Source organism: Pseudoalteromonas sp. S4492 (assembly GCF_005886115.1).
Classification (GTDB): domain Bacteria; phylum Pseudomonadota; class Gammaproteobacteria; order Enterobacterales; family Alteromonadaceae; genus Pseudoalteromonas; species Pseudoalteromonas gelatinilytica.
In genome coordinates this window covers 1-332 of sequence record NZ_PNCP01000299.1, presented here as the reverse complement: position 1 = coordinate 332, position 332 = coordinate 1, and the positions used below count along the sequence as shown (strand labels likewise).

Here is a 332-nt window from a genome sequence, read left to right as displayed (position 1 = left end):
CCTGTCTGATGGTTTTTTATCGTCTTCAGATTCTTGACGCAGCTGTACCAGGAGTCACCGGTTACAAACGCAGGTTTCAACCCCCAAGTCAGCACTTCAATCAACATTTCACGAAAATAGTCGTTCTTGCTCTTACCTTCAGACTTATCGCATATTCTGAAATTTACGGGCATATGACGACCAGTGGGGTCGGTGTAATAGAGAGTAACGAGGTTGATTCCCTTCACTACCCGATGGTGTTTTCCTGACCAAAAGTGGCTAACCAAAGCCACAGAGTTGCTATAGGGTTTATCGAGAACACTGTCATCAACACTCAGGGTGCCACCAACAGG

General features: G+C 46.1%; 1 pseudogene. It reads right to left on the bottom strand.

From position 1 onward, the window contains the following. A pseudogene (locus CWC28_RS21635) lies at positions 1-332 on the bottom strand (IS701 family transposase); the annotation flags it as partial.